At 68.4% G+C, this 14,301-nt stretch carries 14 protein-coding genes; 2 read left to right on the top strand and 12 right to left on the bottom strand.

Annotated features, from left to right (window positions below; genetic code table 11):
- Positions 1 to 61: 61 nt before the first annotated feature.
- The 3 genes from AC3WT6_RS10245 to AC3WT6_RS10235 all read right to left on the bottom strand — a co-directional run bounded on the left by AC3WT6_RS10245 (position 62) and on the right by AC3WT6_RS10235 (position 3,650).
- Positions 62 to 817, bottom strand: coding sequence for a ferritin-like domain-containing protein (locus AC3WT6_RS10245; RefSeq protein ID WP_492653476.1), 756 nt, complete (start codon positions 815 to 817; stop codon positions 62 to 64).
- A 205-nt stretch (positions 818 to 1,022) separates the two neighbouring features.
- A complete protein-coding gene (locus AC3WT6_RS10240; protein WP_492653475.1) occupies positions 1,023 to 1,649 on the bottom strand; it encodes a fumarylacetoacetate hydrolase family protein in 627 nt (208 codons plus the stop codon).
- A 345-nt stretch (positions 1,650 to 1,994) separates the two neighbouring features.
- The gene (locus AC3WT6_RS10235) at positions 1,995 to 3,650 is read right to left on the bottom strand and encodes a phosphoenolpyruvate carboxykinase (ATP) (protein ID WP_492653474.1); all 1,656 of its coding nucleotides are present in this window, start codon (positions 3,648 to 3,650) and stop codon (positions 1,995 to 1,997) included.
- 194 nt (positions 3,651 to 3,844) lie between these two features.
- On the opposite strand from AC3WT6_RS10235, the gene AC3WT6_RS10230 reads away from it, so the two are divergent.
- Complete coding sequence (locus AC3WT6_RS10230) at positions 3,845 to 4,225, top strand: hypothetical protein (RefSeq protein WP_492653473.1); 381 nt, start codon at positions 3,845 to 3,847, stop codon at positions 4,223 to 4,225.
- Here AC3WT6_RS10230 and AC3WT6_RS10225 read toward each other — a convergent pair.
- The 9 genes from AC3WT6_RS10225 to gshA all read right to left on the bottom strand — a co-directional run bounded on the left by AC3WT6_RS10225 (position 4,219) and on the right by gshA (position 13,637).
- Complete coding sequence (locus tag AC3WT6_RS10225) at positions 4,219 to 6,186, bottom strand: methyl-accepting chemotaxis protein (RefSeq protein WP_492653472.1); 1,968 nt, start codon at positions 6,184 to 6,186, stop codon at positions 4,219 to 4,221. The genes AC3WT6_RS10230 and AC3WT6_RS10225 overlap by 7 nt on opposite strands.
- Before the next feature lie 4 nt (positions 6,187 to 6,190).
- On the bottom strand, positions 6,191 to 6,559 hold the full coding sequence (locus AC3WT6_RS10220) for a response regulator (protein ID WP_492653471.1): 369 nt from the start codon (positions 6,557 to 6,559) through the stop codon (positions 6,191 to 6,193).
- 91 nt (positions 6,560 to 6,650) lie between these two features.
- Positions 6,651 to 7,913 carry a dihydroorotase gene (locus tag AC3WT6_RS10215; RefSeq protein WP_492653470.1) on the bottom strand — a complete coding sequence of 421 codons (1,263 nt, stop codon included), beginning with the start codon at positions 7,911 to 7,913 and terminating at the stop codon, positions 6,651 to 6,653.
- Positions 7,910 to 8,860, bottom strand: coding sequence for an aspartate carbamoyltransferase catalytic subunit (locus AC3WT6_RS10210; RefSeq protein WP_492653469.1), 951 nt, complete (start codon positions 8,858 to 8,860; stop codon positions 7,910 to 7,912). Before AC3WT6_RS10210 ends, AC3WT6_RS10215 begins: the two co-directional genes overlap by 4 nt.
- Positions 8,857 to 9,270, bottom strand: a complete 414-nt coding sequence (gene ruvX, locus AC3WT6_RS10205) for a Holliday junction resolvase RuvX (RefSeq protein ID WP_492653468.1) — start codon at positions 9,268 to 9,270, stop codon at positions 8,857 to 8,859. Before ruvX ends, AC3WT6_RS10210 begins: the two co-directional genes overlap by 4 nt.
- Before the next feature lie 13 nt (positions 9,271 to 9,283).
- A complete protein-coding gene (locus AC3WT6_RS10200) occupies positions 9,284 to 9,850 on the bottom strand; it encodes a YqgE/AlgH family protein (protein WP_492653467.1) in 567 nt (188 codons plus the stop codon).
- A 62-nt stretch (positions 9,851 to 9,912) separates the two neighbouring features.
- Positions 9,913 to 11,343 carry a M20/M25/M40 family metallo-hydrolase gene (locus AC3WT6_RS10195; RefSeq protein WP_492653466.1) on the bottom strand — a complete coding sequence of 477 codons (1,431 nt, stop codon included), beginning with the start codon at positions 11,341 to 11,343 and terminating at the stop codon, positions 9,913 to 9,915.
- Positions 11,340 to 12,299: a glutathione synthase gene (gene gshB, locus AC3WT6_RS10190; RefSeq protein WP_492653465.1), complete on the bottom strand. Its 960-nt coding sequence runs from the start codon at positions 12,297 to 12,299 to the stop codon at positions 11,340 to 11,342. The genes AC3WT6_RS10195 and gshB overlap by 4 nt, the downstream gene beginning before the upstream one ends.
- Positions 12,300 to 12,311: 12 nt before the next feature.
- Positions 12,312 to 13,637 (bottom strand): glutamate--cysteine ligase, encoded by a 1,326-nt coding sequence (gene gshA, locus AC3WT6_RS10185; protein WP_492653464.1) that lies wholly within the window; start codon positions 13,635 to 13,637, stop codon positions 12,312 to 12,314.
- Between the two features lie 297 nt (positions 13,638 to 13,934).
- On the opposite strand from gshA, the gene AC3WT6_RS10180 reads away from it, so the two are divergent.
- Positions 13,935 to 14,294: a response regulator gene (locus AC3WT6_RS10180; protein WP_492653830.1), complete on the top strand. Its 360-nt coding sequence runs from the start codon at positions 13,935 to 13,937 to the stop codon at positions 14,292 to 14,294.
- Positions 14,295 to 14,301: the final 7 nt, after the last annotated feature.

The raw sequence follows: 14,301 nt of genomic DNA, 5'->3' as shown, positions 1-14,301 counted from the left end.
TGGCGCCGCCGGGGATTCTGGCCGAGCCCGCCGGCATCGGGCAACCGGCGCAGGCCCTGAGTTACAGCAGCTCCGCGGGCACAAAGCCGGCCCGCAGGCGCGCTTCGGTGTTGAACGGTGGTCGCAGTACGATGCCCTGTTCCCGCAGCAGCCGGCGGAAGGTGGCGACCGGCTCCAGGTCACGCTGGGCGCAGCACCAGCGGAACCAGCGGCTGCCGATCTCCACATGCCGCACTTCCTCGGCGAGGATCACTTCCAGCACCGCGATGGTCTCGGCATCCCGCAGCTCGCGCAGCCGGTGGATCATTCCCGGGGTGACGTCGAGGCCGCGCGCCTCCAGAACCCGCGGCACGCAGGCCATGCGCACCAGCACGTCATGCGAGGTCTTCTCGGCGGCTTCCCAGAGCCCGTTGTGGGCGCTGAAGTCGCCATAGTCGTAGCCCAGCTCGCGCAGGCGGCCGCGCATCAGCAGAAAGTGCCTGGCCTCGTCCTGGGCGACGCTGAGCCAGTCGGCGTAGTAGTCCGCCGGCAGGTTGGCGAAGCGCAGGCAGGCGTCGAGCGCGAGGTTGATGGCGTTGAACTCGATGTGCGCCACCGCATGGCAGAGCGCGGCGCGGCCCTCGACGCTGCCCAGACCGCGCACCGGCACCTCGCGCGGGCTGACCAGCGTCGGCCGGGCTGGGCGGCCTGGAATTCCCGCCAGGCCGCCCAGCTCGGTGGCGGCCGCCTGGCTCAGGCTGGCGACCAGGGTGCACTTGGTATCGGGGTCGGTTTCGAGCAGGGCGGCGAGCGTCGCCTGGGCAGGGCTGGAGTTCATGCGCGCACTGTAGGCGAGCCACAAAAAATAAGCCCCGGGATCTCCGGGGCCATTTTCTCCTCCAGTATCTTCTGGATCTCCAAGCGCACTCCCAAGACTCCGGCGCTAGCGCCTGGGTCGGTCGTTTCGTATCGGGGCGTTTTACGGATGTTCTTGTTCCCGAGCAGGCCTACCAACGGGCTACGCCGAATTCGGTTGACCGGCCTCAGGCACAACGCCAGCTGAAGCGGCCGATCTGCGGGCTGGACAGCACCACCTCGTCGCCCGGCTCTAGGGCGGCGACGCCGGACGGTGTCCCGGTGTAGATGGCGTCACCCGGTTGCAGCGCCCAGGTCTGCGAGAGGATGTGGATCTGTCGGGCTACGCTGTAGAGCATGTCCTTGGTCTGGCCGTGCTGGCGCAGCTGGCCGTTGACGTGCAGGCTGAACTGCAGCGCCTGGAGATCCTGCTCCAGAAAGGGCTTGAAGTCGCCCAGCGGCGCGGCGCCGTCGAAGGCCTTGGCCAGCTCCCAGGGCTTGCCCTTGTTCTTGAGCTGGGTTTGCAGGTCGCGCAGGGTGAGGTCCAGGCCGAGCGTGAGGCCGGCGACATAGTCCAGCGCCTCCTCCACCGGAATGTCACGGCCGCCACCGGTGAGCAGCACCACCAGTTCGGCCTCGTGATGGATGCTGCCCTTGCCACGCGGCAGCACGATGGGCTCGCCCTCGGGGACGATGGCCGAGGCCGGCTTCATGAACACTACGCACTCGCCGTCTGGCGCATGGCCCAGGTGGGCCAGCTCGGCGACATGCTCTGCGTAGTTCTTGCCGATGCAGAAAAGGCGTTCGACGTTCATGAGGGGCTCCTGGCTTAGCTGCGCAGTTTAGCCGTGAGGGCGGCGGCTGCGCCGCCTGTGAGGGCGCGGGATCGCTGCGCTCCCCGCTGTGAGGGCGGGCAGCTTCGCTGGCCCTGTGAGGGACCATCGACAGCTCTTCCTCGCGCCTGCGCCTCTGCTTTTCCCCGACAGCGCTACTCAGCAGCGCGACCTCACAGCCGACCAGCGCAGCGAGGTAGGCGCCCTCACAAGCGGCGCAGCCGCCGCCCTCACTGCTCGAACTGCAAGGTCAGCCGACGCCGGTCACGAGGGCGGAAACAAAAACGGCCACCGCGAGGGTGGCCGTTTCGGTACTGCTTTTGCCGATTAAATGCGCGGCTGGATGCCGAAGGCGGCAAAGCCCTTGGCTTCGAAGTTGTGCCGGAACATGTCACGCAGCTTGGTGGCGGTGTGATCGTAGGCAGCCTTGTCGGCCCAGGTGTTGCGCGGGTTCAGCACCGTCGCATCCGGGATGCCCGGGCAGGCGGTGGGGATGGTGAGGTTGAGAATCTCCAGCTTCTCGGTCGGCACATTGTCGAGATCGCCATTGAGCGCGGCGTTGAGCAGGGCGCGGGTGAGCTTGATGCTCATGCGCTTGCCGACGCCGTAGTGGCCACCCGACCAGCCGGTGTTGAGCAGGATGCAGCGGGCCTTGTGCTCCTTCATCTTCTTCGCCAGCAGCTCGGCGTAGACGTTGGGCTTGTGGCTCATGAACGGGCCGCCGAAGCAGGCCGAGAAGGTCGGCTGCGGTTCGGTGATGCCGACTTCGGTGCCGGCGACGCGAGCGGTGAAGCCGGAGACGAAGTGGTACATCACATCCTCGGGCTCGAGGATCGCCACCGGCGGCAGCACGCCGAAGGCATCGGCGGTGAGCAGCACGATGGTCTGCGGGTGCGGACCCCGGCCGTTGGGCATCACATTGGGGATGACTTCCAGCGGGTAGGACAGGCGGGTGTTCTCGGCCAGCGAACCGTCGTTGAGGTCGAGCTCGTCGGGGTGGCATTCCTCGATCTTCTTGCCCGGCAGCGGCGGCACGTTCTCGATGATGCAGCCGGCCTTGGACAGGGCCTCGGCGATCACCGGCTCGGCGTCCTTGTCGAGGTTGATCAGCTTGGCGTAGCAGCCGCCTTCGAGGTTGCACAGGCCGTTGTCGGACCAGATGGTCTCGTCGTCGCCGATCAGCTTGCGGCTGGCGTCGGCCGACAGCGTGGTCTTGCCGGTGCCGGAGAGGCCGAACAGGATCGCGCCGTCGCCCTTTTCGCCGACGTTGGCCGAGCAGTGCATGGACAGGCGGCCTTCCTTGGGCAGCAGGAAGTTGCCGACCGTGAAGATGGTCTTCTTCACCGTGCCGCAGTAGTCGGCGCGACCGGCGACGATGCACAGCTTGTTGCGCACGTCGAGGATGATCGCGGCTTCCGAACGGCAACCGTCACGCTCCGGCTCGCAGACGAAGCTGGGCACGTTGAGCATGGTCCAGCGGCGGGCATCGACATCCTTCACGCCGGGCAGGTCCTTGGGGAACATGTTGTCGGCGAAGGCGGCATGGGTGGCGTACTCGCCGACGAAGCGGTAGGGCACCGCGAAGTCGGGGTCGGAGCCCATGAACACGTCTTTGACGTACAGGGTGGCCTGCTTGTCGTTGAGGAACTGCACCAGGCGCTTGAGCAGGCCTTCGTACTTGGCCGGGTCGTACTTGCTGAGGTCACCCTTGAACCAGATATCGTCCACGACTTCCGGCCAAGCCACCGCGTAGGTGTCCTTGGTGCGGCGGCCGGTGCAATCCGGGTCGGTGTAGAACACCAGCGGACCCTTGTCCCCGAGGATGGTGGGGTAGGCCTTCTGGACATTGCTCGGACCGCCGCGAGCGATGCGGCCCTTGTCGTTGGCGATGGCCTCGTGGAACAACTCGGTCTTGCTTAAGTTGTACTTGTAGGTAACGGTTTTGAGTCCGAGCAGCTTTTCGAGATCGGCCTGGAAAGACATTGAGCACCTTACGTGGCGGAAGAAAAAAGCGAATCTGCGATGAGCAAAATTTGCCCGCTCGCGGGGTAAAAGAGGCGCGCAGGATAGTCCCCAGACGCAGGGGCGGCAAGCGAGCGGGAGGTTTTACCGGCTGACCGAGCGGATCGCGTTGGCGCTATCCTTTCGAGTGCTTCCTTTTGCCCAGGCCCGTCAACGTGAGTTCGAGTACGCCGCTGCCCCGAAATCTGCCAGCCGTTGCCGGACTTGCCGCTCTGCTGGCGACGCTCGCCGTCCAGGCCCAGCCCAGCGCGGTGCCGCCCGATCGCTACGGTGATCGCCAGGCCGGGCTGTTCGGCGACCCCAACCAGGGCTACTTCGGCAATCCCGGTGCCGGCAACTTCGACAGCAACAGCCTCAGGCTGCCGCCGGTGGGCGCGCAGCCCATGGGCCGCGTCTACCAGAGCGGGACGGCACCGCTGGCGCCCTACCTCAGCCTGCCCATGCCGGTGGACGCCGCCAAGTCCGTCGACGAGGAAAAGAAAAAGCCCGCGTCGCCGCGGGCTGATTCAGAGCCAAAACCCAAGTCTGCTCAATAGCTGAGGTCGGTCGGCAGCTTGAAGCCGGCCACCGACTCGCGCAGCTTTTCCGACAGTACGTTGAGCTCGCCGACCGCCTCGGCGGTCTGCTGGGCGGTGCTGGAAGTCTCCACGGCGACCTGACGAATGCCCTGCATGGTGTCGGCCAGCCGCGTGGTTTCCGCCGACTGGCCGCGGGCGGCGCCGGCGATCTCCTGGATCAGCTTGGCGAGATCCTGCGAGGTCGCCTCGATGCGGGTCAGGGCGAGGCCGGCTTCTTCCGCCGACTTCGCACCGCCGACCACGTTGGCGGTGGAGCGCTCCATCGAGGTCACCGCCTCCTGGGTGTCGGCCTGGATGGTCTTCACCAGCGATTCGATCTGGCGGGTTGCCGAGCCGGCGCGTTCGGCCAGCCGCTGCACTTCGTCGGCGACCACCGCGAAGCCGCGTCCGGCCTCGCCGGCCATGGCGGCCTGGATCGAGGCGTTGAGCGCCAGGGTGTTGGTCTGCTCGGCGATGTCGTTGATGAACTCGATGATGTTGCCGATTTCCTGCGAGGACTCGCCCAGGCGCTTGATGCGCTTGGCGGTGTCCTGGATCTGCTCGCGCAGGGTGCTCATGCCCTGGATGGTGCGACCCACGGTGGCGGCGCCGTTGTGCGCCACGTCCACCGAGGCCTTGGCCTGTTCGGCCAGTTTTTCGGCGCGGCCGGCGACGTCTTCCAGCGAGCGGCTGGCGTTGTTGATGGCGCGGGTGGCCTGCACCACCTCGCGGGCCTGGCCTTCCGAGCTTTCGCTCATGCGCTTGGCGCTGTCGGCAGTGCCGGAGGCGGCGGCGGCGATTTCCACCGAGGTGCGGTTGATGGTGCCGACCAGTCCACGCAGCGTCTGCACGGTGTAGTTCAAGGAGTCGGCGATGTTGCCGGTGAAGTCCTCGGTCACCGTCAGCTCGCCGGTGAGGTCACCATTGGCGAGGTTGGTGATTTCATCCAGCAGGTTGAGGATGGCGCCCTGGCGGATGGCGTCCTGCTCGCGCACTTTTTCCTCGTTGGCGCGGGTTTCGCGCACCGTCACCAGGATGTAGGCGGCGATCAGCACCAGCGCCAGCGCGCCGAGCAGCAGGCCCACCAGCGGCAGGGTGTTGCTGTGGCTGCTGGCCGGCAGGGCGCCGCTCAGCTTCTGTTCGATCTCCTGGGCGGCGGTGAGTGCCTGCTGGGTCTGGGTCTTGAAGCCGGTCAGCTGCGCGGCCAGCCCCTCGAGGGCGGGGGCCACCTCGACCAGCGCCGCCACCGATTCCTGCACCGCGGCGAAGTCGTTGGCGGCTTTCTTGGCGGTGCTCTCGACGCTGGCGTCGCGGAGCATGCCGCTGCCGTTTTCTGGTTCAGCTAGCGCCTGATTGGCCTGGCTGAAGGCCTTGGCTTCCTGGTCGAGCAGCGCCGTCGCGGCCTGCGCGCCATCGGCGCTGGCGGCCTTGGCGGCGGCGCCGGCGAGGCGCTCCAGACGCACCAGCTGGCCGGCGGCGATGTAGATCTGCCCGGATGGCGCGTTGCGCTGCGCCAGCCGGTCGGCGATCTGCTGGTAGCCGGCGATCAGGGCGGGCACCGCCTCGCTGATGCGCTGCGCCGAGGCCTGGGCTTTTTCCTGCGCGGCCTGGCTGGCGACGATGGCGGCGGCGCTGGTCTGCAGCGCCGTCCAGCTGTCGCTCAGCGACGGCGAGGTCTGGCCGCTGGCTGCGAGCTGCTTGAGCGCGCTGTCGGCCGCCGGCACGGCGGCGGCGAGCGCGGCGAAATCCGGCGTGCCGCCATGCGCCGCCGGATCGCCGGCGACGGCCAGCGTCAGCAGCCGGCTGCTGGTCAGGCGGGCGGCGTCAAGCTCGGCCGGCGAGCCGTCCTGGGTCCGTGCCTGGTGCAGCACCACGATGGAAAGAATGCTCAGCAGGCCGGCGATGATCAGCAGGCCATAGCGACGGACGATGGGATTCATGAGTTCACTTGCCGCCCAGGGCCTGCGCCAGCTTGCCGAGCAGGTCGGCTTCCTTGATCGGCTTGGTCACGTATTCCTTGGCGCCCTGGCGCAGGGCCCACATGCGGTCGGACTCCTGGTTCTTGGAGCTGATGACGACGATCGGAATGTTGGCGGTGCTCGGATCTTTCGACAGCATGCGGGTGGCCTGGAAGCCGTTCACGCCCGGCATCACCACGTCCATGATCACCGCGTCCGGCCGCTCGCTCTTGATGCGGTCGAGCGCGTCCTGGCCGGAGGTGGCCTCCAGCACCGCGTGACCGGCCTTGGTCAGGATGGACTTGATGTTGTGCACATCGGTGGGTGAATCGTCCACGATCATGACGCGGGCCATGCGTTCCTCCCGGAAATTTTGAGCAGCAGCGATGATGCGGTGAAGTTACACGATTCCGCGCGCAGGCGGCAGCACCAGAGCGGCTCTGCCCTCAAGGAAAAACCCGCAGCACCCGGCCCTGGAAGCGCTTGCCGGCAAACAGGCTGTTGCGGCCGCGGCTGAGCAGGTCCTGCGGCTGCAGCGTCCACGGTGCCTGCGGCTTGAGCAGCACCAGCGGCAAGCGGGCGCCGGCTTTGAGCGCCGGGGTTTGCTGGCCCAGCACCCGGGCCGGGCCCAGGCTCAGGCGCTCGGCCATCTGCAACGGCGTCAGCAGGCCCTCGTGGACCAGCTCCAGTGCCAGCGGCAGCAGCGTCTCGACGCTGCTGGTGCCGGGCTCGGTGAGCGGGAAGGGATTGATCTTGGCGTCCGGCTCGTGCGGCTGGTGGTCGGAGCAGAGCGCGGCGATCACTCCGCGTGCCAGCGCCGCGCGCAGCGCCTGACGGTCGTCCTCGCTGCGCAGCGGCGGCAGCAGATGCGCCTGGGCGTTGAAGCCTTCCAGCGCGGCGTCGGTGAGGAACAGCTGGTGGATGGCGACGTCGGCGCTCACCGGCAGGCCGCGCTGCTGGGCGCTTTCCACCAGCTCGGCGCCGCGCGCCGAGGATAGCCGCCCGAAGTGCACGCGGCCGCCGGTGTCCTCCACCAGCGAGATCCACTGGCGGATCGCCGCCACCTCGGCCGCCACCGGGATGCCGGCCAGGCCGAGCCTGGTGGCGACCGCGCCCTCGTGAGCGCAGCCGCCGTTGGCGAGCGCGGGCTCCAGCGCCTGCACATGCACGGTGAGTCCCAGGCCGTGGGCGTATTCCAGCGCGCGCCGCGCCACCAGGGCATTGGCCAGCGGTCGCTGGCCATTGCTGGCGCCGACCACGCCGGCCGCCTTCAGCGCCGAGAGTTCGGCCAGCGCCTCGCCGGCCAGGCCCTGGGTCAGCGCGCCCAGCACCAGCACCCGGGCGGCGCCGGCTTCGGCGGCCTTGGCGTGGATGCGGTCGATCAGCGCCGGGGTGTCGGCCACCGGCTTGGTGTCGGGCGGCATGCACAGCGTCGCGACGCCGGCGGCGAGCGCGGCGCGGGCCTCGGAGGCGATGGTCGCCTTCTGGGTGGCGCCGGGCTCGCGCAGGCGCGCGGCGAGGTCGGTGGCGGCCGGCAGCAGCCAGCAGCCGCTGGCGTCCAGCGACTCGCCGCCGCCGGCGGTGGCCTGGGCACCGAGCGCGGCGATGGCGCCGTCGCGCAGCAGCACCTCGGTGACGGTGTCGCTCTCGCCGGCCGGGTCGAGCAGGCGGACGTTCTTGATCAGCAGGGAGGAGGGGCTGTTGCTCATTGCGTATTCGCCAGGATTTCCGCCATCACCGACATGCGCACGGCGACGCCGTTCTTCACCTGTTCGATGATCAGCGACTGTGGTCCGTAGGCGACTTCGCCCTCGATTTCGACACCGCGATTGATCGGCCCCGGATGCATCACCAGCACTTCCGGCTTGAGCCGCGCCAGCCGCTCGCGGGTCAGGCCGTAGCCGCGGTGGAACTCGCCCAGCGAGGGCAGGAAGGCGCCGACCATGCGCTCCTTCTGCAGCCGCAGCAGGATGATCACGTCCACACCCTCCAGGCCGCGCATCAGATCGTGCTCGACGCTCACCCCCAGCTCGGCGATGCCGGCCGGGATCAGCGTCGGCGGGCCGACCACCCGCAGGTCTGTGCAGCCCAGCGTGCGCAGCGCGTGGATGTTGGAGCGGGCGACGCGCGAGTGGACGATGTCGCCGACGATCGCCACCGACAGTCCCTCGAACTTCTGCTTGTGGCGACGGATGGTGAAGGCGTCGAGCAGCGCCTGGGTCGGGTGCGCGTGGCGGCCGTCGCCGGCGTTGAGGATGGCCACCCCGGGGGCGGCGTGCTCGGCGAAGAACTGCGCCGCACCCGAGGCCTCGTGGCGGATCACAAACAGGTCGGCCTGCATCGCCTCCAGGGTTTTCAGGGTATCGAGCAGGGTCTCGCCCTTGGCGGTGGAGCTGGCCGAGACCTGCAAATTGACCACGTCCGCCGACAGCCGGGTGGCGGCCAGCTCGAAGGTGGTGCGGGTGCGGGTGGAGTTCTCGAAGAACAGGTTCACCACCGTCTTGCCGACCAGGAGCGGGTCTTTCTTGACCCCGGCCTCGGCGGCGCGGGCATAGGGTTCGGCGCGGTCGAGCAGTCGCTCCAGCAGGCTGCGGGGCAGGCCTTCGGTGGTCAGCAGATGCTTGAGGCGGCCCTGTTCGTCGAGCTGGAGATTCATTCTTGGGCGGTCGCGAGCCATTGTTCGAGGATGATTTTAGCCGCTAGCCCGTCCCTGTCGCCCTTTCGCACCCGCCGGTTCATCGCGCCGGAGGCGCGCGCCGAGCGCAGCACGTCGTCGGCGGCGCGCGAGGAGTAGCGCTCGTCGGCGAGATGTACCGGCAGCTTGCCGCGCGCCTCCAGCTGTTTGACGAAGGCGCGGGTCTTGGTGGTGATCGCCTGCTCGGAGCCGTCCTCGTTGAGCGGCAGGCCGACGATCAGCGCCTTCGGCCGCCATTCGCCGATCAGCCGCAGCGCCGCCTCCAGACCGCCGGTGAGGGTGGCAAGCGGCCGCGCCTGGCCGGTGATGCTGTCGCCGACCGCGGTGCCGATGCGCTTCTCGCCGAAATCGAAGGCGAGATAGGTGCTCACAGCGCCGGCCGCCTCATGCGTGGCCGGCCTCGCCGCCGAGCTGGGTGACATCCACGCCGAGCAGGCGGGTGGCGAGCTTCCAGCGTTCGGCGGCCGGAGTGCGGAACAAAATCGCCGAGTCCACCGGGGTGTTGAGCCAGGAGTTGGAGAGAATCTCCGATTCCAGCTGGCCGGCGGTCCAGCCGGCATAGCCCAGGGCCACGAAGTAGTGCTTGGGGCCACGGCCCTCGCCGATGGCCTTGAGGATGTCGCGCGAGGTGGTGATGTAGAGATTGCCGCCGACCACCATGGTGGAGTCCCACTCGCCGGCGCCCTCGTGGATCACGAAGCCGCGCTCCGGCGCCACCGGCCCGCCCCAGTAGATGCTGCTGTCCTGGTCCAGCGCGCTGTGCGGCAGCTCCATCTGGTCGAGCATCTCGGTGAGCTTGAGCTGCAGAGGGCGGTTGATGATCAGGCCCAGGGCGCCCTGGTCGCTGTGTTCGCAGAGCAGGGTGACGGAGTGGTTGAAGTGCTCGTCTTCCAGCGCCGGCATGGCGATCAGGAACTGGTTGCTGAGGTATTCGTTATCGGCTTCGGACATGGCGGCAGTATTCCGGCCGCCTCCGGGCGCTGCAAGCTTAGCCGGCGGTTTGCGGCTGCCCATCAGGGAGTCACCACCGGCAGTCTGGGCAGGGCCTCAGCTTCGGCCAGGGTGTAGGCGAGCGTACTCAGCACCGCCGCGTTCTCGGCCAGGTGTCGAGGGTTGATCTTGTCCAGGGTGTCGGCCTCGGTGTGGTGGATGCGGAAGTAGTCGCGACCATCGACCAGCGGCGCGAAGCCGGGCACGCCGGCCTTGGCCAGGGGGCCGATGTCGGCGCCGACGCCGCCTATGCTGTGCTGCGCCACTCCGGCGCCGATACCGGCCAGGAGCTTGGCCAGCGGCGCCAAGGCGGGCATCGCCTCCGGCGGCAGCTGCGCCAGAAAGCCCATGGGATGGCCGGCGCCCATGTCCATCTCGATGGCGGCGACGTGCTGGCCCAGCTCGGCGGCGTGCGCGGCGGCATAGGCCTTGCCGCCGGCCAGGCCGTTCTCCTCGTTCATCCAGGCGATCACCCGCAGCGTGCGGCGCGGGACGAGACCCAGGCTCTTCATTAGTTGCGCCGCCTGCATGGCCACCGCCACGCCGCTGGCGTCGTCCTGGGCGCCGGTGCCGACGTCCCAGGAATCGAGATGGCCGGAGATCACCACCACCTCCTCGGGCCGTTCGCGGCCCCTGAGGTCGGCGACGACGTTGTAGCTGTCGGCGTCGGGCAGGGTCTGCGGCGTCAGCTTCAGGCGCAGGCGCACCTCGCCCTGCGCGGCCAGGCGCTCGATCAGCATTGCGTCTTCGCTGCTCAGCGACGCCGCTGGAATCTTCGCCACGCCCTCGGCGTACTTGAGGGCGCCGGTGTGCGGCAGGCGGTTGTCGCCCCAGCCGGCGGAGCGGTTGAGTGCGGCCACCGCACCCAGCGCGGCGGCGCGGCTGGCGCCGTTGGCGCGGTAGTCCACCGCGCCGCCATAGGCCTGCCCGGCGTAGCCGCCCTGGTTGAGTGCTTCGTCGAAGGCGGCGGTGTAGAGCACGATGCGGCCAGCGACGCCGGCGCGGCCCAGGCGCTCCAGCTCGGCGTAGTCGCGCACCGGCACTACCGGCGCCACCAGGCCCTGGGGCGGGGTGGCGACACTGCCGCCCAGGGTCAGCAGGGCGAGGCGCTGCTCCAGGCCGGCGGGGCGGCCGGGCCAGGCGACCAGGGCGGCCTGTTCGGTGCCGCGCTGCCAGTGCGGCACCTTCACCGGTTCCAGCCTGACCTCCAGGCCCAGGCGGCGCAGCTCGCCAGCGACGTACTGCACCGCCGCCGCCGCGCCGGGCGAGCCGGACAGGCGCTGGCCGATGCCATCGGCGAGCGCGGCGGTCTGTCGCCAGGTGTAGTCGGAGGCCAGCGCCGCCTCGACCAGCCGCTGCTGCGCCTCGGCCAGCGGCGCGGTGGTCGGCGTGTCGGCACCGGCGGCACCGGCGCCGAGCGCCAGTGCGGAGAGCAGAAGCAGAGCGGGCTTCATGGGCGGCGGACGGCGAGGCGGGTCTGGATGGCGTCGATCAGCAGCCCGCCGATGTCGGTGCCAAAGGCGGCGTCGATCTCGCGGGCGCAGGTGGGGGAGGTGACATTGATTTCGGTGAGGCGGTCGCCGATCACGTCGAGGCCGACGAACAGCAGGCCGCGCTGCTTCAACTCCGGCCCGACCACGCTGGCGATGTGCCACTGCGCCGGCGTCAGCGGCCGCGGCTCGCCCTTGCCGCCTGCGGCGAGATTGCCGCGGGTCTCGCTGCCCTGCGGCACCCGCGCCAGGCCAAAGGGCACCGCCTCGCCATCGACCATCAGCACCCGGGTGTCGCCATGGACGATCGCCGGCAGATAGCGCTGCGCCATGATCGTGTGGCGGCCGTTCTGGGTCAGCGATTCGATCACGCTGCCCAGGTTCAGGCCGTCCTCGCGCACCCGGAAGATGCCGGCGCCGCCCATGCCGTCCAGGGGCTTGTAGATGACGTCGCGCTGCTCGGCGTGGAAGGCCTTGAGGCGCGCCGCGTCGCGGCTGATGAGGGTGGGCGCGCACAGCTCGGCGAACCAGCTGATGAACACCTTCTCGTTGCAGTCGCGCAGCGAGGCGGGCTTGTTGACCACCAGGGCGCCGGCCTGTTCGGCGCGTTCCAGGATGTAGCTGGCGGTGATGTATTCGAGATCGAAGGGCGGGTCCTTGCGCATCAGGATGGCGTCGAGCCGGCCCAGCTCCATCTCCTCGGGCTCGCCCAGCTCGAACCAGTGCTTCTTGTCGTCGTACACCTTCACCGGGGTGGCGCGGCCGTAAGGCACGCCGTCGCGCAGCCAGAGGTCGTGCATCTCGAAATAGCGCAGCGCGAAGCCACGCTTCTGGGCGGCGAGCATCAGCGCCAGGGTGGTGTCCTTGTAGGGCTTGATGCCGGCGATGGGGTCCATGACGACCCCCAAGGTAAAGGTCATGGTTTTAAGCCTTTAGTTGGCATCGCTGGCCATCGCCGCCACGGTTTCCCGGGCGGCGGCCAGCAGGGCCAGGCGGGCGACCACGCCGTAGGCGTAGAAGCGGTTGGGTTCGGCATCCGGCGCCTGGCTGGGCTCCGGGCAGTTGCAGGCATTGTTGAACGCCAGCTGCCGGAACTGCGCGCCCGGCGCATTGAGGTTCTCGGTGTTGGAGCGGCCGGCATGCACCCGGTAGAAGCCGCCCACCACGTAATGGTCGATCATGTACACCACCGGCTCGGCGGTCATCGGCGGCGCGCCCTCGGTTTCGTCCTGCCAATGCTCGAAGGTGTAGACACCTTCCTGGATGATCGCGCCGGTGACTTCCTTGCCTTCCTTGGCGCTGGCCATCTTCTTGCGGGTGTCGCGGTTGATGTTGCGGATGTCGTCCACCGACTTCACCGTCATCACCCCCATGCCATAGGTGCCGGCATCGGCCTTGACGATCACGAAGGGCTCGTCGGTGACGCCGTACTCGGCGTACTTGGCCTTGATGTCTTCCAGCAGCAGCTCGACATTGGTGGCCAGGCATTCCTCGCCTTCGCGCTTGAGGAAGTTGATCTCGCCGCAGTTGCGGAACAGGGGGTTGACCAGCCAGGGGTCGATGCCGAACTGCTCGGCGAAGTCCTCGCAGACTTCCTGGTAGAGCGCGAAGTGCTGGGTTTTCAGGCGGTCGCTCCAGCCGAGCTTGGGATGCGGCACCACCGGCTGCTTCAAGCCTTCGAGGATCGCCGGGCGGCCGCCGGAGAGATCGTTGTGCAGCAGCACCAGGCAGGGTTTGAAGCCTTCGACGTAGACCCGGTCGTCCTCGCGTTTCAGGGGCTCCAGCCGCAGGCTCTTGCCGGAGGGCAGGGCGAGATCCATGGGCTCGGTCACCGCCGGGTTGATCGAGCCGATGCGTACCAAGTAGCCGGCCTTGGTGATCAGGTCGCGCAGGGTGGCGACCGCCTCCAGGTAATAGAGGTTGCGGGTGTGGTTTTCCGGCACCAGCACGACATTGCAGGCCGAGGGCATCAGCTTTTCGAAGGCCGACTGCAGGGCGTGCACCGCCAGCGGCTCGAAGGCCGGGTTGAGGTTGTTGAAGCCGGCCGGGAACAGATTGGTATCGACCACGGCCAATTTATAGCCAGCGTTGCGCAGATCCACCGAGCAGTAGAACGGCGCCGGAGTCTTGTGGAACTCGCGACGGAACCAGCCCTCGATCTGCGGCGCTTTTTCCAGCAGCAGCTTCTCGAAGCGCAACAGCGGTGCGCTATGGGCGGTGGTGAGGTTGGGTACAGAAGGATGCCGGGCGTCGGGCATGAGGACCTCAGATCACAGCGGGAACGGATGCCGTCGCACCGCTGCGGGGGTTGCGGGCGGAGGCGGCTTGGATGCTTGGCCAAAAGCCTATCTCAAGTGGGGCCCGATGCTGGGCTTGCAAGAGGTGCGGCCGGCGCGGCGAGTGTGCTATTACTTCTTCGCAATTCAAGCTTGTACTCGACCCGTACTTACATTGGCGTGCGCCCGGCGTGGTGCCCGCGACTCCCGGAGACCCGCTCAGTGCCCACGGAAGCATCCCCCGCGACTGCACAGGCGGCCAAGGCCCTGGCCAAAGTCATGGTCATCGACGACTCCCAGACCATCCGCCGCACCGCCGAGACGCTGCTGGTGAAAGAGGGCTACGAGGTGGTCACCGCGGCCGACGGCTTCGAGGCGCTGGCGAAGATCGCCGACCAGAAGCCCGACCTCATCTTCATCGACATCATGATGCCGCGCCTGGACGGCTATCAGGCCTGCGCGCTCATCAAGGGCAATGCCAAGTACGCGGCGACGCCGGTGATCATGCTCTCCTCCAAGGACGGCCTGTTCGACCGCGCGCGCGGTCGCATCGTCGGCTCCGACGAATATCTGACCAAGCCCTTCACCAAGGATGAACTGCTCGGCGCGGTCAAGGCCTACCTGAAACCCGGCCAGTGACCCGCGC

Source organism: Stagnimonas sp. FW305-C-60 (assembly GCF_058782965.1).
The sequence above is the reverse complement of the archived record's forward strand: the minus strand, read 5'-3'. Positions and strand labels throughout refer to the sequence as shown.

Coding starts and splice junctions, on each gene's coding strand:
- AC3WT6_RS10245 (WP_492653476.1), bottom strand. CDS start 817: ATGAACTCCAGCCCTGCCCAGGCGACGCTCGCCGCCCTGCTCGAAACC.
- AC3WT6_RS10240 (WP_492653475.1), bottom strand. CDS start 1,649: ATGAACGTCGAACGCCTTTTCTGCATCGGCAAGAACTACGCAGAGCAT.
- AC3WT6_RS10235 (WP_492653474.1), bottom strand. CDS start 3,650: ATGTCTTTCCAGGCCGATCTCGAAAAGCTGCTCGGACTCAAAACCGTT.
- AC3WT6_RS10225 (WP_492653472.1), bottom strand. CDS start 6,186: ATGAATCCCATCGTCCGTCGCTATGGCCTGCTGATCATCGCCGGCCTG.
- AC3WT6_RS10220 (WP_492653471.1), bottom strand. CDS start 6,559: ATGGCCCGCGTCATGATCGTGGACGATTCACCCACCGATGTGCACAAC.
- AC3WT6_RS10215 (WP_492653470.1), bottom strand. CDS start 7,913: ATGAGCAACAGCCCCTCCTCCCTGCTGATCAAGAACGTCCGCCTGCTC.
- AC3WT6_RS10210 (WP_492653469.1), bottom strand. CDS start 8,860: ATGAATCTCCAGCTCGACGAACAGGGCCGCCTCAAGCATCTGCTGACC.
- AC3WT6_RS10200 (WP_492653467.1), bottom strand. CDS start 9,850: ATGTCCGAAGCCGATAACGAATACCTCAGCAACCAGTTCCTGATCGCC.
- AC3WT6_RS10195 (WP_492653466.1), bottom strand. CDS start 11,343: ATGAAGCCCGCTCTGCTTCTGCTCTCCGCACTGGCGCTCGGCGCCGGT.
- gshB (WP_492653465.1), bottom strand. CDS start 12,299: ATGACCTTTACCTTGGGGGTCGTCATGGACCCCATCGCCGGCATCAAG.
- gshA (WP_492653464.1), bottom strand. CDS start 13,637: ATGCCCGACGCCCGGCATCCTTCTGTACCCAACCTCACCACCGCCCAT.
- AC3WT6_RS10180 (WP_492653830.1), top strand. CDS start 13,935: ATGGTCATCGACGACTCCCAGACCATCCGCCGCACCGCCGAGACGCTG.